Annotated in this window: 25 protein-coding genes and 1 tRNA gene; 7 read left to right on the plus strand and 19 right to left on the minus strand. The window is 44.7% G+C overall.

Annotation, left to right across the window (positions count from 1 at the left end):
• Positions 1–40 precede the first annotated feature (40 nt).
• Together QP794_RS01095 and QP794_RS01100 are read right to left on the minus strand one after the other, a co-directional pair.
• Positions 41–1,087: a hypothetical protein gene (locus tag QP794_RS01095; protein WP_285074551.1), complete on the minus strand. Its 1,047-nt coding sequence runs from the start codon at positions 1,085–1,087 to the stop codon at positions 41–43.
• 188 nt (positions 1,088–1,275) lie between these two features.
• Complete coding sequence (locus QP794_RS01100) at positions 1,276–1,758, minus strand: transcriptional regulator (RefSeq protein ID WP_285074552.1); 483 nt, start codon at positions 1,756–1,758, stop codon at positions 1,276–1,278.
• Between the two features lie 157 nt (positions 1,759–1,915).
• Here QP794_RS01100 and QP794_RS01105 point away from each other — a divergent pair, with 157 nt between their 5' ends.
• From QP794_RS01105 to QP794_RS01120, 4 genes are all read left to right on the plus strand, one after another.
• On the plus strand, positions 1,916–2,125 hold the full coding sequence (locus QP794_RS01105; protein ID WP_285074553.1) for a helix-turn-helix domain-containing protein: 210 nt from the start codon (positions 1,916–1,918) through the stop codon (positions 2,123–2,125).
• A gap of 178 nt (positions 2,126–2,303) precedes the next feature.
• The gene (locus tag QP794_RS01110) at positions 2,304–2,657 is read left to right on the plus strand and encodes a hypothetical protein (protein WP_285074554.1); all 354 of its coding nucleotides are present in this window, start codon (positions 2,304–2,306) and stop codon (positions 2,655–2,657) included.
• A gap of 32 nt (positions 2,658–2,689) precedes the next feature.
• Positions 2,690–3,880, plus strand: coding sequence for a tyrosine-type recombinase/integrase (locus QP794_RS01115; RefSeq protein ID WP_285074555.1), 1,191 nt, complete (start codon positions 2,690–2,692; stop codon positions 3,878–3,880).
• 48 nt (positions 3,881–3,928) lie between these two features.
• Entirely contained in the window at positions 3,929–4,567 is a 639-nt protein-coding gene (locus QP794_RS01120) for a hypothetical protein (protein ID WP_285074556.1), read from the plus strand.
• A 258-nt stretch (positions 4,568–4,825) separates the two neighbouring features.
• Here the strand turns inward: QP794_RS01120 and QP794_RS01125 are convergent.
• Together QP794_RS01125 and nrdR are read right to left on the minus strand one after the other, a co-directional pair.
• Positions 4,826–4,898 (minus strand) — tRNA-Ala (locus QP794_RS01125).
• Between the two features lie 184 nt (positions 4,899–5,082).
• On the minus strand, positions 5,083–5,550 hold the full coding sequence (nrdR, locus tag QP794_RS01130; RefSeq protein WP_024629154.1) for a transcriptional regulator NrdR: 468 nt from the start codon (positions 5,548–5,550) through the stop codon (positions 5,083–5,085).
• Positions 5,551–5,663: 113 nt separating this feature from the next.
• Between nrdR and QP794_RS01135 the strand changes: the two genes are divergently transcribed.
• Complete coding sequence (locus QP794_RS01135; RefSeq protein WP_017689472.1) at positions 5,664–5,885, plus strand: alpha/beta-type small acid-soluble spore protein; 222 nt, start codon at positions 5,664–5,666, stop codon at positions 5,883–5,885.
• Between the two features lie 105 nt (positions 5,886–5,990).
• On the opposite strand, the gene QP794_RS01140 is transcribed toward QP794_RS01135, so the two are convergent.
• From QP794_RS01140 to QP794_RS01190, 11 genes are all read right to left on the minus strand, one after another.
• Positions 5,991–6,554 carry a lytic transglycosylase domain-containing protein gene (locus QP794_RS01140; protein WP_079345899.1) on the minus strand — a complete coding sequence of 188 codons (564 nt, stop codon included), beginning with the start codon at positions 6,552–6,554 and terminating at the stop codon, positions 5,991–5,993.
• Positions 6,551–7,147: a dephospho-CoA kinase gene (coaE, locus tag QP794_RS01145; RefSeq protein ID WP_285074557.1), complete on the minus strand. Its 597-nt coding sequence runs from the start codon at positions 7,145–7,147 to the stop codon at positions 6,551–6,553. Before coaE ends, QP794_RS01140 begins: the two co-directional genes overlap by 4 nt.
• 9 nt (positions 7,148–7,156) lie before the next feature.
• Positions 7,157–7,924, minus strand: coding sequence for a manganese efflux pump (locus QP794_RS01150; protein WP_285075186.1), 768 nt, complete (start codon positions 7,922–7,924; stop codon positions 7,157–7,159).
• A gap of 154 nt (positions 7,925–8,078) precedes the next feature.
• Positions 8,079–8,909 carry a DNA-formamidopyrimidine glycosylase gene (gene mutM, locus QP794_RS01155; protein ID WP_094936664.1) on the minus strand — a complete coding sequence of 277 codons (831 nt, stop codon included), beginning with the start codon at positions 8,907–8,909 and terminating at the stop codon, positions 8,079–8,081.
• A gap of 116 nt (positions 8,910–9,025) precedes the next feature.
• Positions 9,026–11,680, minus strand: a complete 2,655-nt coding sequence (polA, locus tag QP794_RS01160; RefSeq protein WP_285074558.1) for a DNA polymerase I — start codon at positions 11,678–11,680, stop codon at positions 9,026–9,028.
• Positions 11,681–11,896: 216 nt separating this feature from the next.
• Entirely contained in the window at positions 11,897–12,556 is a 660-nt protein-coding gene (gene phoU / locus QP794_RS01165) for a phosphate signaling complex protein PhoU (protein WP_079345909.1), read from the minus strand.
• Between the two features lie 63 nt (positions 12,557–12,619).
• Positions 12,620–13,375 (minus strand): phosphate ABC transporter ATP-binding protein PstB, encoded by a 756-nt coding sequence (pstB, locus tag QP794_RS01170; protein WP_285074559.1) that lies wholly within the window; start codon positions 13,373–13,375, stop codon positions 12,620–12,622.
• Positions 13,376–13,605: 230 nt separating this feature from the next.
• Positions 13,606–14,787, minus strand: a complete 1,182-nt coding sequence (locus QP794_RS01175; RefSeq protein ID WP_285074560.1) for a methyl-accepting chemotaxis protein — start codon at positions 14,785–14,787, stop codon at positions 13,606–13,608.
• Positions 14,788–14,939: 152 nt separating this feature from the next.
• Positions 14,940–15,668 (minus strand): response regulator transcription factor, encoded by a 729-nt coding sequence (locus QP794_RS01180; RefSeq protein WP_024629145.1) that lies wholly within the window; start codon positions 15,666–15,668, stop codon positions 14,940–14,942.
• A 117-nt stretch (positions 15,669–15,785) separates the two neighbouring features.
• The gene (gene pnpS / locus QP794_RS01185; RefSeq protein ID WP_285074561.1) at positions 15,786–17,615 is read right to left on the minus strand and encodes a two-component system histidine kinase PnpS; all 1,830 of its coding nucleotides are present in this window, start codon (positions 17,613–17,615) and stop codon (positions 15,786–15,788) included.
• Between the two features lie 399 nt (positions 17,616–18,014).
• Positions 18,015–18,884: an SDR family oxidoreductase gene (locus QP794_RS01190; RefSeq protein WP_285074562.1), complete on the minus strand. Its 870-nt coding sequence runs from the start codon at positions 18,882–18,884 to the stop codon at positions 18,015–18,017.
• A gap of 436 nt (positions 18,885–19,320) precedes the next feature.
• Between QP794_RS01190 and QP794_RS01195 the strand changes: the two genes are divergently transcribed.
• Positions 19,321–20,880, plus strand: a complete 1,560-nt coding sequence (locus QP794_RS01195) for a histidine kinase N-terminal 7TM domain-containing diguanylate cyclase (RefSeq protein ID WP_285074563.1) — start codon at positions 19,321–19,323, stop codon at positions 20,878–20,880.
• A 237-nt stretch (positions 20,881–21,117) separates the two neighbouring features.
• Here QP794_RS01195 and QP794_RS01200 read toward each other — a convergent pair whose 3' ends face one another.
• The 4 genes from QP794_RS01200 to citZ form a co-directional block, all read right to left on the minus strand.
• Entirely contained in the window at positions 21,118–21,543 is a 426-nt protein-coding gene (locus QP794_RS01200) for a hypothetical protein (RefSeq protein WP_024629141.1), read from the minus strand.
• 139 nt (positions 21,544–21,682) lie between these two features.
• Positions 21,683–22,624 carry a malate dehydrogenase gene (mdh, locus tag QP794_RS01205; RefSeq protein WP_024629140.1) on the minus strand — a complete coding sequence of 314 codons (942 nt, stop codon included), beginning with the start codon at positions 22,622–22,624 and terminating at the stop codon, positions 21,683–21,685.
• Positions 22,625–22,639: 15 nt separating this feature from the next.
• Entirely contained in the window at positions 22,640–23,932 is a 1,293-nt protein-coding gene (icd, locus tag QP794_RS01210) for an NADP-dependent isocitrate dehydrogenase (RefSeq protein ID WP_024629139.1), read from the minus strand.
• A gap of 152 nt (positions 23,933–24,084) precedes the next feature.
• Positions 24,085–25,197 carry a citrate synthase gene (gene citZ, locus QP794_RS01215; protein ID WP_079345921.1) on the minus strand — a complete coding sequence of 371 codons (1,113 nt, stop codon included), beginning with the start codon at positions 25,195–25,197 and terminating at the stop codon, positions 24,085–24,087.
• A gap of 478 nt (positions 25,198–25,675) precedes the next feature.
• Here citZ and ytvI point away from each other — a divergent pair, with 478 nt between their 5' ends.
• Positions 25,676–26,794, plus strand: a complete 1,119-nt coding sequence (gene ytvI, locus QP794_RS01220; RefSeq protein ID WP_285074564.1) for a sporulation integral membrane protein YtvI — start codon at positions 25,676–25,678, stop codon at positions 26,792–26,794.
• The last annotated feature ends 101 nt before the right edge of the window (positions 26,795–26,895 follow it).

Here is a 26,895-nt window from a genome sequence, read left to right on the forward strand (position 1 = left end):
CAAGGAACGATTCATTTTTTCGATTAGCCGTTATTTCGAATTACACAAGATTGAATAAGCTGTAAATGAAATTATACCAATCATCATCGCATTTCATATTAGGCGATGCATATACGAGCGAAGGATTCATGATGTAATATTCACTTTTCCCTGTTTCCCACCTACCCAACGCTTTGATTCTCTTTAGCACTAACATGCATGCTTCGAGTTCCAACTTTCGTTCTGATGACAATTTTTTTGTTTTTGTTTTGGAATACAAATTCCACATTTGATACTTCTTTAAAAATTTGAATCGGCGTTTTTTATGTGATGACTTTAAAACCTCAATAACCGTTTCCTCATCTTTCACGATTTCATCATCAAAGGTATTATTCACGAGAAAAAACGACTTGTAATGCGTTTTTATCATTAACCCTCCAAGAAATGCAATAGGATAGAAATCGGTTAACTTTTCAGCAAAGAGCCTTTCTTCCCGTGTGTTTGGATGTTTTAATATGCGTGTCTTCTCCCGATCAGCCTGTTCAATTATGGCTTTTAGATTTTCCAGAACTATTTTTTTACTGAAATAATTTTTGTCAGTTTTTTTACCCTTTAAGAAAACATCCTTTTTAAAACGGTAAGCATTTCCGTTGAAGCCCTCAGGAAATTTCCTTTCCCAGACATGATCTGCAACAAACTGATTTATGTATTTGATTGCTGTCGGTCTCGAAACGCCCCATAAATTAGATAAAGCAGTATCATTTGCAATCAATCCGTTTATTTTGATTAAATCATCAGAATTGGTAATGTCGTCGCCATTGTAGTTCATATACGGAAGAGTCCGTAGAAGGCATTCAAGCATCTTAGATGGATATTTACCTACAATACTATCCTCAAATGCTGGCATCGTTTGTGCAAAATGCTTTTTTCGTCTTCCTTTTTCGCGATATTCAAATTTTTTTAAGTGTTTTATTTTTTCAAGTCGAGCCTTACGGCTTTCAACACGTACTTCAGTATCGGAATCCAACTTTATCCGTATATATTCTACCAATTCTCCAGTTTCATCATCAAAGCCCGGTTCATAACTTATTTTCTTTCTAGTGAACATGATAAATTACCTCCCATTTATGTTGGAGGAAAGATTATCATCCTTATTTACATACTAAATCTTCATCGCCGCCAAATCTCTCCAGTGGGTGTCGCAAAATTTTACAACCTCCCATCCACTAATTTACGTTTTAATTTCTTTTTCCTTTTTATTTCTATTTCGTTTTAAAAAAGCCTAAGCGTATTTGCCTAGGCTTCATCACTCATTTCAAATAAACGCTTTAATCGATTAACAACGTACTTGTGATGTAAAAAGTCAATATACTCACTTAATACCTTAATTGATGTATGCTTTTCAACTTTGCTTATTTTCATAAACATATCTTGATATTTATAAAATAAATTAATGGCTTCCAGTTGTTCAAAATCCATACGCTGTATTTCTCTTGTGAGGTGTTCAATTAATTGATTTCTTTTTGTTTCATAATCATTAATTTCGATAAATGTATCGTCCGCTTCAATGAACCCATATTGCTTTAATATTTGTTCTGCATTTTCAATTTGTAATGCCGCCATAATCTTCCTTGCTACTTCAAGACTCGGTTTTTGAATATGTCCGCGCTCAACTTGACTGATATACGAAGGTGATACTTCACAAACTGATGCTAACTGTCGTGTTGAAATACCTAGTTTATTTCGGCTGTTTCTTAACCAAAGCCCAAATTCAATCAATTAAATCAACTCCATCACATGTTTATAGTTTCATTATCCCCACATCTGTATGCACTATTCACAAATCACCTATTGCAATTGTAGCAGAAGGTGAATATAATGAAAACATAAAGTTTGTAAGCACTATACACTGAACATATAAAAAGGGGCGTTCTCAATGGCAAAGAACATGAAAAAGTACATGAATGTAGAAGCGTTGCCCGAGGTGATGACCGTTAATGATATGAAGGTTTTTCTCGGTATCGGCAGGGTACAGGCATATGACCAAATAAAACGCCATGAATTTCATTCCGTTAAAATAGGTCGCAGCATTCGATTCAGTAAGAAAAATTTCCTGAGCTGGTTTGAGGGCTGGGAAGCATCGTAAATGACTCAATTGACAAGAGAGTAGAGAAATTAGTTGACACTTCCCTACTCTCAGTTATCATAATCAAAATCTTAAATTGTTCGCTGTTTATACGGCAAAACAAGCTTTGAACACTTAGCAGTGGGCAAAGTGAAGCGGTTCGCAAAGAACCAATATCAAACCAATGGGAGGAATATGAATGTACTTTGTCAATGAAACTCATGAACAAAACTATAACTATCTACTCAATCAATATCCCTTTGCTCGAACAGACTCAGAATATAAATCTGGCTTCTACATCGTCGCTCACCCAGATATATTCAGTTATTGCAATGGTAATCCGGTATCTCATGGGCGCGGTCCATATGATTGGTTTTTTGAGCAAAGAAGCGGACCCGACCTATCGGGAGGTTTTGTTCATTTGGTTAAAGCCGGATTAAATCTCTATAACAACTTTCAAGGTTTTTCCCTCTATTTGGCTCTAGCAACATGGGGACACGAACTATATAACGTTTTTGTTCAGGCTTGTAAGATTCGTCGCAGTTACCCATAAACCAATTTACTAAGAAATGGAGTGTGAAAAAAATGGCACGCAATAAAAAATATCCTGGTGTGTATGAGCGAAGCGACACAAACGATAAATCCTACTATTTTCTTGTTACAACCCTTGATCCAAAAACGGGGAAGAGAAAACAAAAAAGGTACGGCGGATACAATGATCCAGCAGTGGCTTACAAAGAACTCATTGATTTTAAAAACAAGCAACATAAAGGTACGTATATTGAAGCTTCAAAAATGACATTAAAGGACTGGTTAGAGCAATGGCTTAATGAAAAAGAGCTTTCAATTAAGAAGGTTACGCTTCGCTCTTACAAGCACCGAATCGAGTCCATTAATGAGGAATTTGGAATGGTACCACTTTTTACAATCTCAAAAGATATCTTCAATGATGTCCACCGTACCCTTCGGCAAAAAAATAAAGTGATTTTCAATGGCAGAACGAAAATTAAAACGAAGGAAAAGCTCTCTAGTCGAACGATTCATGACACCCTAAAAGTGTTGAAAATGGCACTTCTACAGGCATATAGAGATGAAAAAATACCTAAGAATGTCACTGCATCTTACAAGTTACCACCCGTAAATTCAAAGGCTCATAACGTTTTGAAACCAAACGAAGTTTATCAATTATTGGAAGCTGCAAACGGAGACCCCCAGTTTTGTGCAATATACTTGGCTCTGACCACAGGAATGCGCGAATCCGAAATTTTGGGATTGACCTGGGATGCCGTTGATTTTGATAACCGAACAATTATGATTCTTCGAACGCTTGATCATGAAGATGAAGATAATGCCGTAAGTGACGGTACCAAAACTCATTCAAGCAGACGCCCCATTGAATTTGATGACGAAATCATTGAAGTTCTTCAAGCACAAAAAAGATTCATTTCAAGCAACAAGAAGCTAGCTGGTGAACTTTATCGGGACAATAACTTGGTATGCCCTACTAGCATCGGGACACCAATGAATCCAAGTAATTTGAGGCGCACGTTGGATCGTTTGACAAAAAAAGCAGGTGTTACTCGTGTTACTGTTCATGAATTACGACATAGTCACGCAACACATCTGTTAATGGCTGGAGTAGATGCCAAAATTACAGCGAGCAGATTAGGTCATAGCTCAACACGTGTCACGAATGATATTTATCAACACGTTATTAAGGGTATGCAGCAGGAGGCGCTTAAAAAGTACCGAGAAAAGATTACACCAAAGAAATAAGCAGTTGCCTTATAATGCAATTAATATTTGTTTAGTGGGGGAGAGTTTATGGGGAATAAGTTTACGTATGATATTTACCAAAATTATATAAAAGGAACGGAGTTGGATAATCCAAAACATGTAGAGTATCTAAAAAACAGAAAGCTCAGCTTTGTACCTGAGCAACTGTATGAAGTGGTTTCTGAACAGGAAGATAAAATCAACGGGATTCCGATTCCCGTTGATAAGATTGCAGGGTCACATCTAACAAATGAGGAAGGGCGAGAATTTAGTCTCTACGAATTGTTGGTGGGAGATAATCCATTTCGTTTCAGTTCGTTGGATATCTTCTTTAAAATTCTACAGGGTACATCAGTTGAAGAAAGTATAAAATGGCTCGACAGTCCAGAATGTGCTAACTCCGATGTTGAAAAAGATCATGGGCAACTTCCTAATTTACCTGTAGCACGCTACTACCGAGATATAGACAAATATTTTATTGATGAGGGAAAGAACCGTTCAGTAGCCGCGATGTTAATTAAGGCAGATTATTATCGCGTAGCTATTCTAAGAGAGTATGAGAGGGAAGAGTCTGTAAAAACTACTCATTTTGATAACCAGCCTCTCCAAGTTCCAAAACGAATCCAACGGAGCTGGTTCCAGAAGATTATTCAAAAAATTTTTTGGATAAATTCAGGGAGTGTATAAAATTGTAAGATTTTGAACTTTGTAAGTCGATGATCATGCTTGAACTTGGTTGGAATCGGTAAAAAATTCACCTTAAAACAAATCGCTGTCAGGGACTCACTCCTTGATAGCTTTTTTTGTTACTGCTTGTTATTTTGGTTACTTTAGAGTATCAATTTTACCGGATGTTACCGGATTGTTACCGCGGTGTCTTTTCTTTGTTTGGAGACTCCTCGGCAAAAAAAGAAAAACCCTTGATATACAAGGGTTTTCTAACTATGGAGCCTAGGGGGATCGAACCCCTGACCTCATCGCTGCCAGCGATGCGCTCTCCCAGCTGAGCTAAGGCCCCAAATATGAATGTAACAGGTTGTCCATCTCTGCTTCATTCCGCAGGCGACTCCTATATCATATAAAATACAGCTTTGGCTGTCAACAACTTTTTGTTGAATTTAAAGTGATTGGAGAAGAACATCCTTTTTACTGGAACACACGTTACGGTAACCCCAGATTGCTCTTCTCCCTTACCCGCTTCATTAATCCTCGATGTCTTCTTTGGACAACAGAGATTTTAATTCTTTCATGAACATATTGATGTCTTTGAATTGGCGATACACCGAAGCAAAACGTACATAGGCTACTTCGTCAACGGGAAACAGCTGTTCCATCAGCAGCTCACCAATCTGGCGGCTCTCCACTTCAGCGTCAGCTGTATTTCGCAGCGCCTTTTCTGTCTCGGATACCATCATCTCCAGCGTTTCTACCGAGACCGGACGTTTCTCACAAGCCCGAATCAGGCCACGTAGAATCTTGTCCCGGCTAAATTCCTCGCGACTACCATCTTTCTTGATGACGATCAGCGGCGTTTCTTCTACCATTTCAAAAGTTGTAAATCGACGGCTACATTGCTCACACTCACGACGACGACGAATCGATTTCGATTCATTGGCCGGCCTTGAATCAAGCACCTTGGTGCCCAGATAGGCGCAATAAGGACATTTCAATTCAGATCACTTCCCATGTTTTACTTTTACCACAAATTCCCTGTAATCATTAGTTATGAAAATCGTATTGACGACACATAATACTTTTACCAACCGCGAGGAGGTGAACAGCAATGGCACAAAGCAATGGTAACTCCAACAACCTGGTGGTAACTAAAGCTTCCGCAGCTCTCGAGCAAATGAAATATGAAGTTGCTCAAGAACTTGGAATCAGCATTCCACAAGACGGATACCAAGGTAACATGACTTCTTACGAGAACGGTTCGATCGGTGGATACATCACGAAGCGTCTGGTAACAATTGCAGAACAGCAATTGGCAGGTCAATACCAATAATATCTGCATCGTAATACGGTAACACAGAGGAGCATGGAGCGGCCGGTGAATAACCGGTCTGCTCGGTGCTTCTACTTATTTTAGACCATGTCCAGAATGTCTTTCTTAGAATGTATTATAGATCTTTACATATTGATTATAATAATAAATGACGCGTTGTACATAGTGCCGGGTCTCACCAAACGGAATATCCTTGACCGTCTCAAACGAGCCGTCCCAAACACCATCCCTCAGCCATGAGTTTACTTTGCCCGGACCAGCATTGTATGCAGCAATCATAGCTGTTTCATTCCCGTCAAATTGATCTGACAGATTGCGTAGATACCAGGTACCCAACTGGATATTTCTTTCAGGCTCGTGCTTTAATTCTTCCAATGAGGTGCCCGGAATTTTGGCTTGCTCCATAATCCAGTTCGCGGTGTCGGGCATAAGCTGCATCAGCCCAATAGCCCCTCTCCTTGATTCTTTGCTTGTCTTAAAATTGGTTTCCACCTTGATGATGGAGGCTATAAGAAACGGATCGACCTCATAACTCTGAGACTGTGCACGAATCTCTTCCTTATAATGAATCGGATAGAACCATGACATCCAGTTCGTATTCAGGAAAAGCACCAATACAAAAGACACAAACATCAACAACAATACCCGTTTTTTACGCAGCAATCTCATAATAGACCTTTACGATGCAAAAATGAAATAATTTGCCGCTCCGTCTCTGACCACAAGCCGCTGTTATCAATAACCACGTCAGCACGCTGCTTCTTGTCTTCAATGTCCATCTGTACGTCAATACGGGCATCTGCTTGTTCTACTGTCATTGCGTCTCGGCTCATCAGTCGTTCCCGCTGCACGGACCTAGGGACATATACAACCATCACTTCTTCAAAGCCTTCTTCCAGCCCTGACTCGTACAATAACGGAATATCCGATACGACAAGCTTGTCCGGATGTTCAAGCTCGTATATCGCAGCACGTTCGCGCATCTCCTTGCGGATTGCAGGATGTGTAATAGCCTCCAGCGCTTTGCGTTCCTCTGGATCCTGAAACACAATACTGCCCAGCTTTTTCCGATCCAGTGTTCCGTCCTCATTCAATATGGCTTGTCCGAACCGCTGAACGGCCGCAGCCAGAACGGGATGCCCGGGCATCATGACTTCCCGGGCAATAACATCTGCATCAATGAGCAACGCTCCCTTACTGGCGAGAAAGGCGGAAACACTACTTTTGCCTGTCGCGATCCCGCCGGTTAAGCCAATATTCATTATTTCACCTCACAACAACTTCATTATTCCCATAATCATTAATAAAAGCGCAGGTAGCACGGATAATCTTCGCATCCAACTCAGTGCAGCAAATCGCAGCCCAACCCTCATGCCCAATGACAGAAATACCCCGCTAAACAACGCAATAACTAGTGCAGTCCACAAGGTCGGGAATCCCAATAAGGCGGCCCCCAATCCTGCGCCGAAAGCATCCAGAGAAAGAGCAATGCCCAGCCACATCGCTTCTTGAACGGATATACTTCCCGAATTGTCCATATCCGCCTTTGAGGGGCTGCGCAGAATCTGAATGACTACCCCCAGCTTCCGCAGCTCAAGTGTAAAGACCATTCGTTCCAGAGATCCTCCAGAAGCCGATTGCTCAAGCTCAAGCGCGAGCACCTGATTTCTGCCTTTCGACTGAGCTTCTTGTGAGGATTGTGCTCCACTTCGAATTGTTCCTGCTCCTTCACGCACTCCGTTGTCCGTTTCCAGCTGTTCCTTGCCTCGTTTTCGAATCAGTTGCAGCAACGACCATGCGCCAATACCAATCAGAATAACCGCTCCAACAATCGAAGCCGCATCCGGAGATACCACATGGGACAGAAGTACACCTACTTGCATGGATAACGCAATAACTAGACCCGAACAGATGGAAATGACGACAATGGATAACAGCGGAATTTTAGTCCTCCGCAGTCCATATGTAATCCCGACTCCAAAACCATCTAAACTAAGCGCCAAAGCAAGCGCCAGTAATGAAATAAAATGATGCAGCACCCCGGATTCCTCCCCTGTGCGGAACTCGTTCCAACCGACGGCTGCCAGTATGGGTATACGCCCGCTTATTTCTGCCATATCAGTATATGGAGGGAGGAGTCCAAGGGTGCTACAATTTAACGATTTCGTTCATGCTGCCAAACTCATAACCGATTTAGAGCAGCGGCTGACACTTCGGACAATAATGCGTGCCCCTGCCGCCTACTACGCTCTTCTCGATTAATGTGCCACAAGTTGCACAAGGTTCAGATTTGCGTCCATATATTTTCAACTGATGCTGGAACATTCCCATCTCGCCCTGTCCATTCACATAGGACTTAATGGAGGACCCACCTGCATTCACCGCATCCTGCAGCGTAGCTACGATCGCTTCATGCAGCACGGTTAACTGCGCTTCTGTCAATGTCTTGGCAATGGTCTCTGGATGAATGCCTGCGCGGAACAAAGCCTCGTCCACATAGATATTCCCGATGCCGACCACATATGCCTGATTTAACAACACGGCCTTAATTTTGGTTGTCCGTTTGCCAACAGCATCACGGAATGCAGCCACAGTAAACGCGGGATCAAGCGGCTCCAGCCCCAATTTTAACAAAGGTTTGGATACCAATTCCTCCCCTGCATTGAAGAGATGCATTGTACCGAATTGACGCACATCCTTGTACCGTAGTTCTGTTCCATCGGTAAAGTGGAAGATGACATGGGTATGCTTCTCCACGTCCTCATGCTGTTGGTATACCCCGTACCTTCCTTCCATCCGCAGATGGGAGACGAGCACCAGCCCGTCCAGCAAAATACGCAAAAACTTGCCTCTGCGCTCCACACCGATCACGGTATGTCCCGCAAGTTCCATTGCAAATGCATCTATGTCGTCCGGCCGCTGAATAATCCGCGGCAAGCTAACGGTAACTGAGTCAATGGTCTTGCCAACAATAAGTTGATTCAATGTTCTTCTGACTGTTTCGACTTCCGGTAATTCCGGCATGATGTTCTCACCTCCCCTATATTATAACGGAAGATAGCGCTCAGCGGGACCCCTTCTTATATCGAAAACAGTTGAAAAACAGATTGTAAAATAACGGAAAACCCGCTGAGGATCCATTATTTAGCCTCGTACCAGTTTTCCCCGTAGCTGACTTCCGCTTTCAGCGGCACAGACAGCTCCAATGCTTTTTCCATCACTGAAGGAACCAATTCTTTCATCAGTTCCAGCTCATCCGCAGGCACTTCGAATACAAGCTCATCGTGCACCTGAAGCAGCATACGGCTCTTCAGCTTGCGTTCACGCAGCGCTTCATCCATCTGTACCATGGCAAGCTTGATGATATCTGCCGCAGTTCCCTGAATCGGCGTATTCATCGCTGTCCGTTCCGCAAAGGAACGCAGGTTAAAGTTGCTTGCATTGATTTCTGGCAGATAACGACGACGTTCCAGCAGCGTTTTGACATAACCATCCTGACGCGCTTCCTTCACAATATCGTCCATGTATCGGCGCACACCCTGAAACACTTCAAAGTATTGATCAATGAACTGTGCCGCCTCCTTACGCGTGATGTGCAGGTTCTGCGAGAGGCCGTAATCACTGATGCCGTATACAATCCCGAAGTTAACCGCCTTTGCAGAACGTCGCATGTCTCCATCTACCTCTTCTGGCTTCACACCAAACACATCGGAGGCCGTCTTCGTATGGATATCCATGTCCTGGACAAAAGCTTCCTTCAGCCGCTCATCATCTGAAATATGGGCGAGTACGCGCAGTTCAATCTGCGAATAGTCTGCTGCCAGGATAGACCAGCCCGGTTCAGAAGGAACAAACACCTTCCTGATTTTACGTCCTTCCTCCATACGAATTGGAATGTTCTGCAAGTTCGGGAACTGGCTGCTCAGACGTCCGGTAGCTGCAATCGTCTGCCGGTAGTACGTATGCACTTTGCCATCCTTCTCTGAAATCTCTTTGAGCAGTCCTTCTACATATGTGGATTGCAGCTTGGCAAGTTGACGATATTGCAGAATGTGCTTGACCACATCGTTATAAGGAGCCAGCTTCTCCAATACTTCGGCATCTGTAGAGTATCCTGTCTTTGTTTTCTTCACCACAGGCAGACCGAGTTTATCGAATAAAATTTCACCCAGTTGCTTCGGTGAATTCAGATTGAATTCCGTACCGGAAAGCTTGTAGATTTCCGCCATCAACCTGCTTATATTTTCTTCGAACTCACTGCCCAAAGCCTGCAAATCTGCCGTATTAGCCTTAATGCCCTGTTTCTCCATATCAGCAAGAATACGTGACAAAGGCATCTCCAGGTCATGGAAGAGTGCGTTCATCTCATTGCTCTCCAGCGCCTGCTCCTGGAGTGGAATAATCGCTGCTACCGCGGCTGCTTTGCGACACAGAAAATCTCCGAGTATATCTGCCTCAGGCACCCTGTATTTTGCACCTTTGCCCATAACCGTATCATCCTCAACAAGCGAAGGCAGACCATACTTCGTAGTCAGGCCGCTAATTGTCTGATTCGATTCGGTTGGATCAAGCAAATAGGCAGCCAGCTGCACATCAAAGGACGCTCCTGCAAACTCAATCCCATGCGCATGCAGCGCCAGGTCAACACGATGCAGATCATATCCTCGCTTGGGTTGTTCTGCATTACCGAGCCATTCTCGTACTGGAGCTGCTGCTTCAGACTGAAGCAACTCGGGAGACAGGAATGTATAGGTTCCGGCTGAACCTACAGCAAGTCCAATCAGTTTTGCCTGATGCGGGTTATCGCCATGTGTCTCCACATGCAGCACATCAATGGATCCAAGTGAGCCGAACAGCTCACTAATCGTTTCTTCTGTTGCAATGGACGATTCCACCGCAGCAGCTGGTACGGCTTCCTGTTCAGAAGCTACACTTCCACGGAAAGACAGACGTTCAAGCAAAGACTTGAATTCGAGCTTGGCCAAAGCCGGGCCTGCCAGTTCCTCTTTTAATCCGGCGAACTGCATATCTTCCCACGTTTGCTCCAATGGAACTTCACGGTGAATCGTGGCAAGCTGCTTGCTCATACGGGCATCTTCGGCATGAGCCTCAATCTTTTCTTTCATTTTACCCTTCAGCTCACCTGTGCCGTTAAGCACTTCCTCGACCGAGCCGAACTGGTGCAGCAGTTTCAAAGCCGTCTTCTCTCCAACACCAGGAATGCCCGGAATATTGTCAGACGTATCGCCCATCAGGCCTTTGAGATCAATAATTTGAAGTGGAGTCAGACCATAGCGCTCCTTAATCTGAGCAGGATCGTACAGCTCAATCTCGGTGACCCCTTTACGTGTAAGCCCGATATGCACATGTTCAGACGCGAGCTGCAACATATCTTTGTCACCCGACACAACGAGAACCTGTCTTCCCGCTTCATCTGCCCGTTTTGTTAATGTTCCGATAATGTCATCCGCTTCAAATCCTGCAAGCTCGAACTGGGCAATACCCATGCCTTGAAGCAGCTCTTTCAGGAGTGGAAATTGCTCTGACAACTCCGGTGGTGTTTTCTCCCGGCCACCCTTATATTCCTGGTAACCTTCATGTCGGAACGTGACTTTACCTGCATCAAATGCCACCATCACATGTGTCGGTTTATGTTCTTCCAGTAACCGCAGTAACATCGTGGTAAAACCGTATACCGCATTGGTGTGCAAACCTTTCGAGTTAGTTAGCGGCGGCATTGCAAAAAACGCCCTGTAAATAATGCTATTACCATCTATGAGAATAAACTTGTCCATTCCAGCACCTCGCGTATCGTATCGTCAATCCTTCAATTACATCTACTCTCATGATACCATACACACCAGTTACAACAAAAAAATCAGCCGATTTTTATGTCATCATCTGACCTGCAGAAAAAAGGAACCCCCTCCACAGACAGCCTGTATTCAGGCCACCCAAGAGAAAGTCCCTTTATTCCGTACGAATTACCCCAATTTCACTAATACAGTTACCTATTGATTCAAATCAGGGCGTTTTCCTGTTACCAGATACACCGTGCTCTCACCAATGTTTGTTGCGTGGTCACCAATCCGTTCGATGTAACGCCCTACCATCATCAAGAGCATCGCTTGGGAAGCCTTGTTCGGATGGTCTGACATGAACGAGTAAAGGTCACTGATCATATGACTGTACAATTGATCAACCTGATCGTCAGTTTGAGCCATTTTGTAAGCCAGATCCGTATTTTCTTTCAGGAAGGATTCAATAGATTCATCAACCATGGCTTTTACGATTTCCGCCATTCTTGGAATATCCACTAGCGGTTTAATCAACTGCTGCCCATCCATGCGAAGGGTCACTTTCGCTACATCGAGTGCAAGGTCACCCATACGCTCCAGGTCACTTGAGATTTTGAATGCAACAATAATACGTCGCAGATCCTTCGCTACCGGCTGTTGTGTAATGATGAGTTTGGAACCCAGTTCCATAATCTTGTCTTCCAGGGCATTCAGATTCGCATCGTTCTTGATGATGACCTGAGCTTTCTCGGCATCCATCGTCTGCAAACTTTCAATGGCACCATCCAGCGCCGTTCCTACATGCTCACCCATTTGCCGAAGCAGTGTGCGCAGTTCCTCAAGCTCTTGATCAAATTCTTTTCTGCGAATCATAGATTCCATGTCCTCCTTATCCATCATCTCCGGACACACCGGGATCGTTCGAACTCAGCTTGCTTAGCCGAACCGTCCGGATATATAATCCTCGGTTCTGGAATCCTGCGGTGTGGAGAACAATGTTTCTGTTTCAGCAGCCTCCACCACTTCCCCATTCAGGAAAAATACAGTACGACCCGATACCCGCGCAGCCTGATGCATGTTATGGGTTACCATCACAATTGTGTATTTATGATGCAATTCCTTCACCAGTTCCTCGATTTTGAGTGTCGAGATCGGATCAAGTGCAGACGTTGCTTCATCCATCAACAGGACGTCAGGCTGGACAGCCAGGGCACGTGCAATACAGAGCCGCTGCTGTTGTCCGCCAGAAAGACTGAGTGCCGATTTTTTGAGCACATCCTTTACTTCGTCCCACAGTGCAGCATGGACCAGACTCTGCTCTACCAACCGATCCAGTTCCGCTTTTTGTGTCACCCCATGAAGTCGCGGCCCATAGGCTACGTTATCGTAGATGGATTTTGGAAAAGGGTTAGGCTGCTGAAACACCATTCCGACCCGCTTGCGCAGCGTCTCAACTTCAATCTCATTGCCATAAATGTCGGAACCGTCCAGCATAACTTGTCCTTCCACACGTACGCCTGGAATCATGTCATTCATCCGATTCAAAGTACGAAGCAAGGTGGATTTGCCGCAACCCGATGGACCGATAAACGCGGTAACCGTCTTCTCCGGCAGGTCCATTGATATATTTTTAAGCGCATGATGCGTATCATAGTATAAATTAAGTCCTTCAATGTGAATGAGGTCTTTCATGGATGTTCACTTCTCCTTCGCGGCAGGGACAACCAGATTCCCTTTACGTAAACCGATGCCAATAATTGAACTTGGCTCCGGCCATCTATAATATCCTACCCTTTCATTGTAAAAACAGTATCACTTTCATGTTAACGGAATGTAAAAAGAGACATCTTTCACACTCATGACCCCCTTATCTGATCATTGCGTATGAACGATGCCTATCCTACCTTCATTTAATCATCCGCTTAGACCATATCTTCCAGTCTCTCCCGAATATGCTCTGCCAATTCCCCAGCCGTCTTGCCTTCCATGGCAATATTTTCTGCAATATGAGACATGCCTGCTACAGCCGTGTTCAGCTGTTTGAATGCAGCCCCTCCATCGTTTACATGAACGGAGCTGCTGTTAATCTCTGCCGCGCTTGCTCTCACCAATTCTACAGTCTGTCTGGTTAGCCCGCCGATATCCTCCAGCAAAGATGACATATTTCCCGCAACCTCACGGGTTTGCTTGGCAAGTGCGCGAATCTCCCCAGCGACGACCTGAAACCCCCGTCCGTACTCCCCAGCATGTGCTGCTTCAATGGAAGCATTCATGGCAAGCAGCCCACTCTGGTCTGCTAATGAACGAATGGAACTTGCCATCCCGGAACCCATATCGATGGAACGCAGCATGTCATCAGCGTGCTTCTGCTGACCATCAATATGCTGATATACACGGTTATAGGAAGCATCGACCTGACTAAGACTGCTGGCCCCCTGCCGGGACAACTGCATGATCTGTTCTGCTTCTTCCCCCGCTTTTCGAGCCGCTTGAACCAGTCTGGAAACGGAATCGTTGATTCTTGTTATTTCCTGTCTGCTCTGTGTAATAATATGTACACGTTCTTCCGAGGCCACATGCTGCAGCTTACGGGAAAGGGACATGACATCCCTCATCGTCAGCACACCCAGCAATTGGTTTTCTTCCGTAACGATCAAACAATCATAGAAATTTTGCTCGCTGCGGGTCAAAGCAATGTCAATTATCGCGGTGGCTTCTGCATGCACATCGACAATGACAGGAGAAGAGTTCGCTGCATTCACAACCGGCTTCCGGTAGAAAAGATCTGCCGCAAAGCGTCCATTCAGCATCCGGTATAACGTCTCTCGCATCAACAATCCTAATGGCTGCATTTGATCATCACATAATACAATACAAGGGTACTCCTGGTCCTGATTCAACAGGCTTGCCGCTTCCCCACAGGTCGTATGAACGCCAACTACCGGAACTTGGCGGCAATAGTCCCGTAATGAAATGACAATGTCTTTGGTATCCATAACTCCATCTTCATCTTTTTGTTCAATAATGTGCGTTATGGCTTGTTCTTGTTGCGAATATAACATTTCTTTGGGCTGGTCGGGCTTCACTTCGAGCAACATGGGCATAAATGCGCAATCTCCTTTACGTATGAGCTCCGTCCTGAGATGGAATATATAGGTACAAAGTATCACTCAGACAGCTTCATCCTACTCCCTATACGTAAAGGAAAATAATTCTTTATGTTAACGGAATGTAAAATAAAACTCCCCAATCATTGTTAACTCGAATGATGGGGAGTTTTTCTTTTTACAACCAATTTATAACCTACACCGCGAATCGAATCAATGTGAACCGACTCCGGATCCAGCTCCAGCTTTTTCCGTAATGAACTGACGTGAACGTCCACCGTGCGCTGTCCTCCGATATAATCGAAGCCCCAGACCGCATTCATCAGATCATCCCGTGTAAGCACAACACCTGGTTTCTTGGCCAGATAAAGCAGAACCTCGAACTCCTTGGGACGCAAACTGATGGATTGTCCACCCAGCGTAACCTCGTACTTCAAAGGATAAATCTCAAGCTCTCCCAGAATAATGCGTGAACCGTCTTTATCCTCTGGTTGAGGCAAATCCTCACCATTCGAATAACGTCTTAACACCGCATCTACTCGAGCCAGCAATTCGGATACGCCAAAAGGCTTGGTAATATAATCATCGGCACCTGATTTTAAGCCTTGCACCACTTCGGCTTCACCGTTCTTGGCTGTGAGAATAATGACCGGTGTACTGACACCCTGAATTCGTAGCTTGTTCAGGATATCCAGACCATTCATTCCAGGAAGCATCAGATCCAGCAGAATCAGATCAAAATCCTGGGACAAGGCCCGATCATAACCTGAAGATCCGTGATCCTCAGCAATAACATCATAGCCCTCTTGTGTCAGGTTGTACGTAAGCAATCTTGATAATGTTGGTTCATCTTCAATAACGAGCAAACGCTGCGCCATGGTACCCCTTCTCTCCTTGTAGGTTGTCTGTTGCCACAACACTTTCTTTATCATAGCACCTAATTGTTAACTGTGTGTAAAACAGTATATTCCTTTTTACATTCCGCTCCCAACCGGCTATATTTCTTCATCCTGAATTAATGGAAGGATAACACGAAACGTCGTTCCCATGCCAAGTTCACTCTCTACAGCCAGTTGGCCATGGTGTAATTCAACCAGATGCTTCACAATCGAAAGTCCAAGTCCAGTTCCTCCCGAATTACGGGATCTGCCCTTGTCCACCCGATAGAAGCGTTCAAAAATCCGTGGCAAATCTTTTTTCGGGATACCGATTCCTGTGTCAGACACTGCAAAGACAACTTGTTCTTCGTCCTCCTTATGTTCAACCGACACTTGCAATTTTACCCTTCCACCCTCTGGTGTATAGTTAATGCCGTTGGATAACAAATTAATAAAGATCTGCTTCATTTTATCCTCATCAGCTTCAATATACAATTCTTCAGGAACATTCATCTCCAGACGAATATCTTTCTTCTCCGCCACCTTAGACAGGGTACCTAGGACCATCTCGAAGAACGAATGCACATGCACAGGCGAACACTGCAGCGGAGCCCGTTTGGATTCAATTTTGGATAACTCCAGTATATCACCGATTAATCGGTTCAGTCTGTCACCTTCATCATATATGATCTGCAGGAATGAACGTTCCGTCTCTTTGTCCTGTACCCCGCCGCTAAGAAGCGTTTCGGCAAAACCTTTGACCGCAGCCACAGGCGTCTTGAGTTCATGAGATACGTTCGCTACAAACTCACTGCGCATTGATTCAAGCCTGCGGATCGCCGTTACATCCTGCAGGAGGAAGAGCATCCCCCGATAAGCACCATCATCTTCAGACATCGGTACCCCATCAATGCGAATCAATTTTTCAACCGGATTGAACACACTCACTTCTTCATGCATCGGTTCTCGCAGTGCAACACTCTCTTCAACGGTTCGCGTCAGCTCATAATGCCGCTTTAATTCAACATATGGCTTGCCAGTAACGCGCTCTGCCTGAATGCCAAGCATACGCTCCGCTTCCCGATTGACCAGGGCAATAGATTGACCTGCATCAATCATGATAATGCCCCCTGTCATGTTGGCAAGGACACTTTCCAGCAGCGCTTCATTATCCCTGATCGTCTTCAACTGCATCTGAAGGCTGTCTGCCATTCCATTAATGGCAAGCCCCAGTTGACCAATCTCATCATTGCGGGTTACGTTCACCCTCGCATCATAGTCCAGCTTGGTAATTCGGTGAGCCACCTTCGTAATATGCTCAATCGGTGATGTCAGCCCCCGCGCAACCCGGTAACTGACCAGAGCTACAATCAGGAACAGAAGTCCCAGGGTGAAAAACATTAAAATCCAGCCCTGCTGAAGTCCTTGATCTACAGCTTCAAGACTCATGGATAAACGAATATATCCGTCAAATTTCCCGCTAGGTAACTCAATCATGTCACTTTGATCTGAATTCACAGGAAGCGCCACATACAGCATATCCTGCCCCAATGTTTCGCTGAAACGAATCGATTGACCATAGCTTTGCCCAACCGCTTCTTTAATCTCCTGACGGTCCAAGTGGTTGTCCATGGACTTCGGATCGCTCTCCGAGTCGCCAATGACCGTTCCGTCTTTATTAATAAAGGTTACCCGTGAATCCGTCAGTCGATCCAGTTCCACAGCACGTTCAGAGTAATATTTCTGTGTCTCTGCATTTGTCGGATCGGTTGCATCATGGAACGGGAACGTTGCTTTCAGCAAATTGATCTCACGCACCATCGTTTTCTCCAGTGCAGTGATGTGAGTAGTTTTAAAAACTCTGCCCATCGTATAACCAGCCACAATGACGGAAATACCGATCAGCACCATCATGATGATGGCAAGGCGAATTCGGAAAGGTCTCATCTATCTCTTCCTTTGTTGTAAAATTAATAATTAACATATCCTAACGCTTATTGTTTCATTTTGGACGCGATGCCAACCACGCACTGCCCACCCATTTATAGTGTGCCGCATTGTTTGCTAATCTTCATATGAGCGCCTCCGAAGCTTACTTGTTCGGTCTATATCATATCACAGATAGCATGAAGATCCTGCCATTTTTGATAAGGAGCTAATCGGCGAATTGTTATAGGACTATCTCCACGTATGACTATAGATAAAATATCATGGTTGTATCAACGCCGATACCGACTTTTGTAAATATGATCAAAATCATCTCATTCCAATATATGCGCATAAAAAAGACGTACCGACCAGTCTTCCTGGACGATACGCCTTCATTTCGACCATTTCGTTGATCGATTATCCATTCACCACTTCGCCGCCATTGACGTGCATAACCTGACCGCTCACGTAGGAAGAATCATCAGAAGCGAGATACACGTAAGCTGGAGCTAGTTCATCCGGTTGTCCGGGACGTTTCATTGGCTGAGTAGCACCGAATTCGCTCACCTTTTTCTCATCAAAGGTGGATGGAATGAGCGGGGTCCAAATAGGTCCTGGAGCAACGGCATTCACACGGATTCCCTTCTCCACAACGTTCATCGACAAGGAGCGCGTAAATGATGTAATTGCTCCTTTGGTAGATGAATAATCAATCAACGTCGGATTTCCGCGATATGCGGTAATAGAAGTCGTATTAATGATGGTGCTGCCTTTTTTGAGATGTGGCAGGGCAGCTTGTGTAATGTAAAACATACCGAAGATATTGGTACGGAACGTGCGCTCCAACTGTTCTGGTGTAATATCCTCCAACTGCTGCTGTGGATGCTGCTCGGCTGCATTATTCACCACAATATCCAGCTTGCCCAGTTGATCCACCGTCTGCTGCACTGTGCTCTTGGCAAAAGTATTGTCACCAATGTCCCCGGCAATGAGTATACATTTGCGTCCTTCCTGTTCGACCTGACGCTTTGTTTCCTCAGCATCCTCATGCTCACTCAGGTACACGATCGCTACATCCGCGCCTTCCTTCGCATATGTAACGGCAACAGCACGTCCAATTCCACTGTCTCCACCCGTGATCAATGCAACCTTATCCAACAGCTTTCCGGCTGCTTTATATTGAGGTTTCTCAAACTCTGGTTTGGGTTGCATCTCCGATTCGATACCGGGGCGCTGATCCTGATGTTGAGCAGGCATCGTCTTTTGGTTTTGTGTTTCGGTTGACATTTGGTATTTCTCCTCTCAAAATGGAATGTCTAAATCTAGTCTCATTCTGTAGGATGGCATGAACAGTACAGATTATTCCTTCTTCCAACGGTTCATCCTCCAAAGTAGCTGTATTTCGTCTTCGATATTTACTTACCACACCCTTTTGGAGGTCAAACAGAAAAATCCCATGATGATCTGATCGCTTATTTCATCCTCTTGCAGACATCCTGCCATTGAGGAAAGCCGTAATGGATTGACCCTATCTTGCCAAACATTCGAAATTTTTTCGAAATTGAGACTGTTTCAGCATCCAAATTGGTTTCCTATGCCGTATAGGCTGATGTACAATGTACAAGTATACAGATAAGCTTTCAACTACATTTATCAAGGTTAACTGAGGCTGTTCTATATCCCCACGGAGCAAACATTCTGATCTAATATGGAGACCTAACCCATGGAATCGCACATTAATTCTTATATAACACTTGTAGCAACATCAGCAGTGCTGAATGTTTTTCTGTGTTTATATACTTATGTTAGAAGAGCAGAGATCCCGAGTTCGAAAATATTCATACTCTATACAGCAGCTCTGTCTGTGTACACCTTCGGATACGCGATTGAACTCACCAGCAATACTCTGGAGCAGATGAAGTTCTGGACGACCGTAGAGTATATCGGCATGCCTTTCTCCGCCTCGCTTGGGCTGCTGCTCATGATACAATACACTGGTAGAACAGTATCCAAAAAAGGGACTGCGGCACTGTTTGTAATTCCTTCCATTACCTTGTTCATGGTGGCAACCAATGATTATCATCATTTATTCTATAAAAAAGTGTGGCTAAGAGAAGACAGCTCTGTCCCCCTAATGGAAATTGCCATAGGTCAATGGTACGTAGTTCATGGTGCATTTACCTTTTCCTGTCTATTATGCGCCTGCCTTATTCTCATCAAACAATGGAGACATACCAAAAAGATCTACCGTCGTCAGCTACTCACACTAATCACCTCACAAGTTATTCCCATGGTAGCGGCCTTCGTATATTTGCTTGGTTTGACACCAGGTGGAATGGACCCCGTTCCGGTTCTAATGTGCATAACATCTGCAATGTATATATGGGCTATTCTATCCTCACGTCTTCTAACCATCGTACCTATTGCCAAGGATAGTATCTTTGAAAGCATGCGTGAAGGTGTTATCGTGCTGGATAGCTCCAATCGTCTCGTCGATTACAACAAATCTCTACGTGATATGCTGCCTGAGCTTGATTTGAGTATGGTGGGTCAATATTTGAACGATATTTGGTTATCTCTTGCGGGAGAGACTTTTCCGGTGGAATATGGCCGGGAAGGCCTGCAAACCGATTTGTACTGGCAGTTAAATGGGGAGACCGTCTGTTACCAGGTCAGAACATCATATGTGTATAACAAAGAGGGACAAGCCGTTGGTACTCTGATTATGCTGATTGATATTACAGAACAGCGTTTCCTGCAAGAACAGCTGAAGCAGCTGGCTTACTTCGATGGCCTCACCAAAATATATAACCGTACACAGTTCCTGCTTCGAGGACGAGAGATACTGAGTGAAGCCCAGCTTAATCTGCGGCCTGCGGCCTTTATTTTATTTGACATTGATCATTTCAAACGAATTAATGACACCTTTGGACATGACGTTGGCGATCAGGCCATCATTCACGTAGTCTCTGTATGTAATCGTTATCTGAACCCGGAGATGCTGTTTGCACGTTATGGAGGAGAAGAGTTTGTCCTCGCTGTTCCCCATGCATCCCTTCAAGATGGTGAGCAGCTCGCCGAGAAGTTACGCGCGGCCTTGTTGAATAACCCGCTGGAGGTACAGGGAACTCGTATTCCACTGACTTCAAGCTTCGGGGTGGCCCAATATAATGGAGGGTCCGATTCTCTGGAATCCCTGCTGCGCGATGCCGATACGGCCCTGTATGAGTCCAAGCGTAACGGGCGAAATACCGTATTTGCCCACGCTGTGAGCCAGGGGTGAAAAATGTAGAACTTAACTGAGTGAGTCATATATACCGTAGATTCATCACTATCACTTTGCTGATTGTGAGACATTTCTCCAGCCGAGCGAACAAAAATAGACAGCCTCATAGGCTGTCTATTTCAATAGGTTTCAATACCTTACTTTCTAATTCGGCTTGTCCAGCGTTATGAAGTGCAAACGCTTTAAGTTCAGCAAGAAGTTCAGCAAGCAATTAAAATTCGTTCGCAGCTGTTCTTAGATAACCTGATTGTTAACCATCAGATACACCATAATAAGCAGGAAGATGGCAAGTAATGTGCTGAACGTACGAATCTTGCTTTGCTCTGCACTAACGTCACGCTTGCTTTTCACAGCCTCTGCTGCCAAACGAAGCGGTTTGCCCATAATCCCACCAATGGCTGCAATCGCGAGCAGCAGAACGACAACTACGCCCATCCAGAGATAGGAATATTCACCTTTGGTCATCAAGTAACCACCCGTAAGAAGTTGAATCACCAGTCCATACTGCGCAATACGATTCAATGAACGGAGTGATGCAAATGCCCCTTCCTGGGCCGCTGTACTCAGGGTACGGATTTTGCCAACCACGAAAGGCAAGACCAGATAGAATCCCATCGCCAGTGCTCCAATAATATGAAGCAAATACATAATCATAGTCAAAATGTCCATCCTCCTCAAAAATTTCAGTTCAGTGTGTTATACATCACATCTCATTATACTGGGGAACTTATCCAAAGAAAAGAAAACCTCCGGATAATCCGAAGGTTTTCTGTGTATTTCTGTCAAAAAGTATTCAAACTTACAGGTTTACTACTGAAATGACGTTACGAACGGAATCAGCAGATTTGTCGAGTCCCGCTTTTTCTTCAGCAGTCAGTTCCAGTTCAAAGATTTTTTCAATTCCGTTACCACCCAGAATGGTTGGCACGCCAAGGAACAAATCATTGTAGCCATATTCCCCTTCGAGGTAAGCAATAACCGGAATAATTCGTTTTTTGTCTTTCAAAATGGCTTCGGTCATTTGCACCAAAGAAGCTGCCGGTGCATAATATGCGCTGCCGTTTCCAAGCAGGTTTACGATCTCACCGCCGCCAACACGTGTGCGTTGTACGATGGATTCGATGCGATCTGCCGGGATGAGAGTGTCGATTGGAATACCACCAACGCTGGAATAACGAACGAGTGGTACCATATCGTCTCCGTGGCCGCCAAGAACGAATCCGCGGACATCTTCAACCGATACATTCAGCTCTTGTGCAATGAATGTGCAATAACGTGCAGTATCCAGAACACCCGACTGACCGATTACACGGTTTTTAGGGAAACCAAGCGTCTGATAAGCCGCATATGTCATTGCATCCACCGGGTTGCTTAGAATAATGACGATGGAATCAGGGCAATATTTTTTCACATTTTCACAAACAGACTTCACGATTCCTGCATTCGTGTTGACCAGATCATCACGGCTCATACCCGGTTTACGGGCAATACCTGCCGTAATAATAACAATCTCCGAACCTGCAGTATCCTCGTAGTTGGAAGTACCAACGATATTGCTGTCGAAGCCCTGAACAGGACTCGCTTCCATCATATCGAGCGCTTTACCTTTCGTCGGGTTTTCCAATTGAGGAATATCAACCAGAACAACATCCCCGAGTTCTTTTTGGGCAAGCATCAAAGCCGTTGTAGCTCCGGTAAATCCGGCGCCGACTACTGTGATTTTTTTGCGCTGAATAGTCACGATTCACATCTCCCCTTACAGGTTTTTAATGATTTGATCAGCAAATTCAGAACATTTCACTTCAGTAGCGCCGTCCATCAGACGTGCAAAGTCATAAGTAACTGTTTTGTTGTTGATGGATGTTTCCATACCTTTGTAGATCAGGTTAGCTGCTTCTTGCCATCCCAAGTGCTCAAGCAACATAACGCCGGACAGGATAACGGAACCTGGGTTCACGACATCTTTGTCAGCATACTTAGGTGCAGTACCGTGAGTAGCTTCGAAGATAGCATGTCCTGTTACATAGTTGATGTTCGCTCCTGGAGCGATACCAATTCCGCCAACTTGTGCAGCCAGTGCATCGGACAGATAGTCACCGTTCAGGTTCAACGTTGCGATAACATCGAATTCGCCTGGACGAGTCAATACTTGTTGCAGAGCGATATCGGCAATCGCATCTTTCACGATGATTTTGCCAGCATCTTCAGCTGCTTTTTGAGCAGCATTTGCTGCATCTGTGCCGTCTTTTTCCTTGATGACATCGTATTGTGCCCAAGTGAACACTTTGTCAGCGAACTCTTCTTCAGCAACTTCATAACCCCAGTTTTTGAAGGCACCTTCAGTAAATTTCATGATATTGCCTTTGTGTACCAATGTAACGCTCTTACGGTTGTGATCGATGGCATACTGCACTGCTGCACGTACCAAACGTTTGGAACCTTCAGAGGAAACTGGCTTGATACCAATACCGGAAGTTTCAGGGAAACGGATTTTGTTTGCACCCATCTCCTGCTGCAGGAACTGGATCACTTTTTTCACTTCTTCGGAACCTTCTGCATATTCAATACCAGCGTAGATATCTTCTGTATTTTCACGGAAAATGACCATGTCTACCAGTTCAGGACGTTTAACCGGAGAAGGTACACCATCGAAGTAACGGACAGGACGCAGGCATGTGTACAGATCCAGTTCTTGACGAAGTGCGACATTCAGGGAACGAATTCCGCCACCGATTGGCGTAGTCAGTGGTCCTTTGATGGCTACGATATACTCGCGAATGGCTTCAAGCGTGTCGTTTGGCAGCCACTCCCCGTATGTATCGAATGCTTTCTCGCCAGCAAACACTTCATACCATGCGATCTTCTTGCTGCCGTCATATGCTTTTTCAACAGCTGCATCCAATACGCGCTTGGAAGCTTTCCAGATGTCACGGCCTGTACCGTCACCTTCGATGAATGGAATGATTGGGTTATTAGGTACTTGCAGTGTACCGTTATCAATTTGAATTTTTTCGCCTTCAGTTGGATGAGCAAATTTTTCTAATTTCATTCGTATAATTCCTCCTTGAGATTCGTATGTGCAGTATGATAACACACCGCTTGTCTTAATTGGAGGAAGGGTTATGAACATGCGGCCCGTTTTTAGCCGACAGGTTTCAACCCTTCACCCCATCCTTGTTTATTATACTGGTTTTGACAGCATTAGCGAAGTTCAATCGAAACGTACTTCTGATCTGTTGGACCTGTGTACTCGGCACGCGGGCGAATAATACGGTTATCTGCGAGTTGCTCCAGAATATGAGCAGTCCAGCCTGATACCCGGCTAATCGCAAAGATCGGTGTGAACAGTACCTCTTCAATACCCAATTGGGTATATACGGAAGCTGAATAGAAATCTACATTTGGCTTCAAGCCTTTTTGTCCTGTCACCAGCTCTTCGATCTTCACTGACATATCATACAAGCGTGTATCGTTGTTCATTTCTCCCAGTTCCTTGGACATCTTTTGCAGATGTTTGGCACGTGGGTCTCCATTTTTGTATACACGGTGTCCGAATCCCATGATCTTCTCACGGTTGTTCAGTTTTTCCTGAATTGCCGCTTCGAGACGTTCAGGCGTACCAATCTCAATCAGCATTTTCATAACGGCTTCGTTAGCACCGCCATGCAATGGCCCCTTCAATGCACCAATCGCTGAAGTTACACCTGAATAGATGTCAGAAAGCGTAGCTACAGTTACACGCGCAGCAAATGTAGATGCATTCAATTCGTGATCAGCATGTAGAACAAGCGCCTGATCAAGAGCTTTAACAGCGGTCTCGGTCGGTTGTTCTCCAGTCATCATATATAAAAAGTTTTCTGCGATGGAAGCGCCTTCTTTTGGAGCCACAGGTTCCTTGCCCTGACGGATACGAGCTATGGCTGCCACAATAGTTGGCAATTGCGCTTGCAGCTTAACCGCTTTGTTCTCATTCGCTTCCGCTGTCATCTCGTCAGCCTGCTCATCATAGAGAGCCAATGCGGATACTGCGGAACGCAGTGCTGCCATGGTACTCATGTTTTTCGGATACAATTGGATTTGTGCAATCAACTCGCTCGGAATCGGCGCGTAATCGCTCAGGCTTTTGCGAAGGGATTTCAGTTCATCCGTAGTTGGCAATTTACCAAACCACAGCAAATAGGCAACTTCTTCAAAGCTTGCATGTTCAGCCAGATCGTCAATATCGTAACCACGGTATGTTAGCACACCGTCTACAATGGAGCTGATCGAAGAGGTTGTTGCAACGATGCCTTCCAGACCTTTGGTAGCTGTCATATTACATCTCTCCTTTAATAAACGAAATCAAGAACCCATCCAGAGTGTCATCTACGTGCCTCAAACGCACTCGTCCTTCTTTTGTAACCATTTACATTTTAAAATTAATAAATACCTCAATACCGGTTTTCATATCTGTCAATCGGTATTTCCTTCTCTCATCATACTGGATTTTGTCGTTTATGTGAACATGATGCGGGGTCATCCGCACATCAAACTTCTTTATCAGACCGATAAAGCATTTTTGAAAACCTTTACAAAAACAAGGTTGACATTTTATTCTTTTTATATAAATCCATGCTATTAATCAAGTTTCTATTGCTATATTTTGTGAATATCAGGCATACTCTAGGCAAAAGAAAAGAACTAAACCGACGACATCCTGGCGTTTCAAGTCACTGGTTTTGCTCTATATTAACTAGATAGCTTCCTGTGCTTCCTTCATGGGTGCTTGAAATGGAATAAGGAGAGTTGATGCTTGGATAGAATCATAATGAAACGCCTGCTGCGCGGCATATGGGTGATTATCGCGGCCATTCTCATTGCCGTGGCCATATATTTGCTGTTCCCGCTGTTATACCCTTTTGCCATTGCCTGGATTATTGCTTATGCGATGAACCCTTTGGTGAAGTTGCTTCAATACAAGGCCCGATTCCCTCGCTGGTTGGCGGTGACCTTGTCACTAATCATTTATTTCGGGGCCATTGTAGTCGTATTGTCCGCAGCTGTAACCCGTATGGTGAAAGAAGTCATTTCACTAACGACGAGCTTCGACCTTCATGTCGATGAGATTAAGGCTACGTTTGTCCGCTGGACCCAGAATGACACGATTCAGAGTTTAATCGGGCAGATCAATGAATTTTACAAGGAAAATCCCAACTATCAGGAGACCATTAACAGCAATATTAGCAAAACAACCGAAACGGTAGGTACAGCTGTAACGGATCTGGTCACCGGATTCTTCAACATGATCCTGAGCCTGCTCACTTCCCTTCCCAATATGGGAGCAGTACTTATTGTTGTTCTATTGTCAGCTTTCTTTATCAGCAAAAGTTGGAACAGACATAGTATTACCGTATCGGGCTGGGTGCCCTCTTCCGTTCGCAAGCCGATTAGCGACATATGGAATGATCTGAAAAAAGCACTGTTTGGTTATGCACGGGCCCAGTTGATCATGATCTCCATCACCGCATTATTTGTCATGATCGGATTGCTTGTGCTACAAGTTAAGTCTGCCTTCACGATCGCTTTGCTTATCGGTCTGGTGGATCTGCTTCCTTATCTCGGTGTTGGCCTGGTGATGGTTCCTTGGGCGGCATATCTGCTTATGAATGGTGACTTGTATCTAGGGATAGGCATCAGCATTGTATATCTCATTGTGCTGATTGCCCGCCAAATCATTGAACCCAAAGTTCTTGCCAGCAGCGTCGGCCTGGACCCTCTCGCCACATTGGTTGGCATGTTTGTCGGACTGAAGCTGTTCGGTGTACTCGGTTTGATCATTGGCCCTGTCAGTCTTGTCATCCTTGATGCATTCAATCGAGCGAATGTATTCCGGGATCTCCGAACATACATTATTAATGGACGTGTCCGATGAATTCATGATTTCTGTTTTCTGACATCGGCATCCGCATATAATCACGATACAAAAAGGCACCTCTCATCAGACTGAATCTGGTGGTGGGTGCCTTTCTTTAA

It is taken from the genome of Paenibacillus sp. UMB7766-LJ446 (assembly GCF_030226665.1).
GTDB lineage: Bacteria > Bacillota > Bacilli > Paenibacillales > Paenibacillaceae > Paenibacillus > Paenibacillus vandeheii.

What these genes read in the sequence shown, in the direction of transcription:
- QP794_RS01095 (WP_285074551.1), bottom strand. Translation starts at nt 1,087, where the DNA reads ATGTTCACTAGAAAGAAAATAAGTTATGAACCGGGCTTTGATGATGAA.
- QP794_RS01105 (WP_285074553.1), top strand. Translation starts at nt 1,916, where the DNA reads ATGGCAAAGAACATGAAAAAGTACATGAATGTAGAAGCGTTGCCCGAG.
- QP794_RS01110 (WP_285074554.1), top strand. Translation starts at nt 2,304, where the DNA reads ATGTACTTTGTCAATGAAACTCATGAACAAAACTATAACTATCTACTC.
- QP794_RS01115 (WP_285074555.1), top strand. Translation starts at nt 2,690, where the DNA reads ATGGCACGCAATAAAAAATATCCTGGTGTGTATGAGCGAAGCGACACA.
- QP794_RS01120 (WP_285074556.1), top strand. Translation starts at nt 3,929, where the DNA reads ATGGGGAATAAGTTTACGTATGATATTTACCAAAATTATATAAAAGGA.
- QP794_RS01135 (WP_017689472.1), top strand. Translation starts at nt 5,664, where the DNA reads ATGGCACAAAGCAATGGTAACTCCAACAACCTGGTGGTAACTAAAGCT.
- QP794_RS01140 (WP_079345899.1), bottom strand. Translation starts at nt 6,554, where the DNA reads ATGAGATTGCTGCGTAAAAAACGGGTATTGTTGTTGATGTTTGTGTCT.
- coaE (WP_285074557.1), bottom strand. Translation starts at nt 7,147, where the DNA reads ATGAATATTGGCTTAACCGGCGGGATCGCGACAGGCAAAAGTAGTGTT.
- mutM (WP_094936664.1), bottom strand. Translation starts at nt 8,909, where the DNA reads ATGCCGGAATTACCGGAAGTCGAAACAGTCAGAAGAACATTGAATCAA.
- polA (WP_285074558.1), bottom strand. Translation starts at nt 11,680, where the DNA reads ATGGACAAGTTTATTCTCATAGATGGTAATAGCATTATTTACAGGGCG.
- phoU (WP_079345909.1), bottom strand. Translation starts at nt 12,556, where the DNA reads ATGATTCGCAGAAAAGAATTTGATCAAGAGCTTGAGGAACTGCGCACA.
- pstB (WP_285074559.1), bottom strand. Translation starts at nt 13,375, where the DNA reads ATGAAAGACCTCATTCACATTGAAGGACTTAATTTATACTATGATACG.
- QP794_RS01175 (WP_285074560.1), bottom strand. Translation starts at nt 14,787, where the DNA reads ATGCCCATGTTGCTCGAAGTGAAGCCCGACCAGCCCAAAGAAATGTTA.
- QP794_RS01180 (WP_024629145.1), bottom strand. Translation starts at nt 15,668, where the DNA reads ATGGCGCAGCGTTTGCTCGTTATTGAAGATGAACCAACATTATCAAGA.
- pnpS (WP_285074561.1), bottom strand. Translation starts at nt 17,615, where the DNA reads ATGAGACCTTTCCGAATTCGCCTTGCCATCATCATGATGGTGCTGATC.
- QP794_RS01190 (WP_285074562.1), bottom strand. Translation starts at nt 18,884, where the DNA reads ATGTCAACCGAAACACAAAACCAAAAGACGATGCCTGCTCAACATCAG.
- QP794_RS01195 (WP_285074563.1), top strand. Translation starts at nt 19,321, where the DNA reads ATGGAATCGCACATTAATTCTTATATAACACTTGTAGCAACATCAGCA.
- icd (WP_024629139.1), bottom strand. Translation starts at nt 23,932, where the DNA reads ATGAAATTAGAAAAATTTGCTCATCCAACTGAAGGCGAAAAAATTCAA.
- citZ (WP_079345921.1), bottom strand. Translation starts at nt 25,197, where the DNA reads ATGACAGCTACCAAAGGTCTGGAAGGCATCGTTGCAACAACCTCTTCG.